Annotated in this window: 1 protein-coding gene and 1 pseudogene; one reads left to right on the top strand and one right to left on the bottom strand. The window is 38.5% G+C overall.

What is annotated here, in order from left to right:
• Positions 1-162: 162 nt before the first annotated feature.
• Positions 163-435: a hypothetical protein gene (locus Q1A70_RS19795; RefSeq protein WP_299695716.1), complete on the top strand. Its 273-nt coding sequence runs from the start codon at positions 163-165 to the stop codon at positions 433-435.
• Positions 436-684: 249 nt separating this feature from the next.
• Here the strand turns inward: Q1A70_RS19795 and Q1A70_RS19790 are convergent.
• Positions 685-1,578 (bottom strand): annotated as a pseudogene (locus Q1A70_RS19790) (response regulator); the annotation flags it as partial.
• Between the last annotated feature and the right edge of the window lie 75 nt (positions 1,579-1,653).

Raw genomic sequence — 1,653 nt, 5'->3', positions numbered from 1 at the left:
TCAGACAGCCCCCGAAGAGCTTGCAATCTACTAAGGGGGCTTAAAGGATGTTCGCAAAGTCTCCCGACTTGACGAGGAACATTAAAGAACATTTGCTTACATGTGTCACTAGCTCGACTACCACTAAACACTTAATCTATCCTTAGCTTAGGAGGTATTAAAATGATAAATACTGTAGAGTTACTAAACAGATTACGCGTTGAAAAACAGTTACTTAGTGATAGGCACGTAGCTAGATACTTAGAGATATCATCGGCTAGCGTTAATCGATGGCGCAATGGTGGGACAATGAGTGATGATCATGCGGTAATTGTGGCTGACATGCTTAATTTAGATGTGGATTTCGTTTTGTTGGCAATTATTGCGGAACGTTCTAAAAATGGTCGGGCTATAGATGCATTAGAGCGACTAACCGAAGATAAAAAAACAGCCTAATTTTATAGGCAAAAAGTAAAGGTATCTGATTGATTTTGTTATGAATGATACCTTTATTTTTTTGCCTATCCCACTGCGTATTATGTATATTATGTTAAATTAAGCAGTATATTCATAAGATAAGGTCTTTGTTTGTCATGCCCTCTGCCTTCCTGCTTTAGCCAAATCATTTTTCTATTTAACAACTATCTATTTACCATAAAATACCTAATAAACATATATCCTAATCTTCGATTAAGAATACGTTTATTAGGCTTCCAGCATCAATCTATCAATTGCTTCAGTGATCTCTTTAGTTCTTACTGGTTTGGTGACGAAGTCATTCATGCCTACGTTTAAACATGAAAATTTGTCTTCTATTGATGTATGTGCAGTAAGTGCGACGATCGGTGTGTTTATGTTTGCATCTCTCATGTATTTGGTTGTGGTTAAGCCATCCATTACCGGCATCGACATATCCATTAAGATAATATCTATCGGATTGCTGCCTCGCTCAATAAAGTGAATAGCTTCTGCACCATTACTTGCAATAAACACCTCATGACCTTGTCTCGTCAGGATTAACTTAATCACCATTTGGTTTGTAGGATTGTCTTCGACGACTAAAATTGAATAACGACTTCTTAGCTCTCTTTTATATTCATCTTGCTGATATTGAACAGAATGGTTCTTTACTCTAGTAAGCACCGGTAACTCTACTTTGAATTTGGAGCCTTTACCCAGTTCACTCTCTACAGATATGCAGCCGCGCATGAGTTCAACCAGTCGTTTAGTGATGGCTAACCCTAAGCCGGTACCGCCAAATAGACGAGTAATTGTACTGTCGGCTTGGACGAATGGACTAAACAGCGTAGAAAGTTGCAGCGTACTAATACCAATCCCTGTGTCCTCGACCGTAATATAGAAAACGTTTTGCTGGTATTTTATATTGACATGAACATGGCCGTGTTCAGTAAACTTAATCGCGTTGCCAATAAGATTGAATAGAATCTGTGCCAAGCGACTTGGGTCAAGGTAATAAAGGTCTTCTTCAGGAATATCGCTAGTGATAGTGAGCGATAGTCCTTTGTTGTCTGCGATCTTCTTTTGTTTCGATAAAACAAAAGTTACAGTGTCTCTTATGTTGCTCCATTGAGGTGCTAAAGGGCTTTGTTGCGTAAATCGAGTGAACTAAATCAGAATCGTACGATCAGATCAGAGACATTCTCTTATTGACTC

Source organism: uncultured Vibrio sp. (genome assembly GCF_947488985.1).
Lineage (GTDB): Bacteria > Pseudomonadota > Gammaproteobacteria > Enterobacterales > Vibrionaceae > Vibrio.
This window is presented reverse-complemented; position numbering and strand designations above follow the sequence as displayed.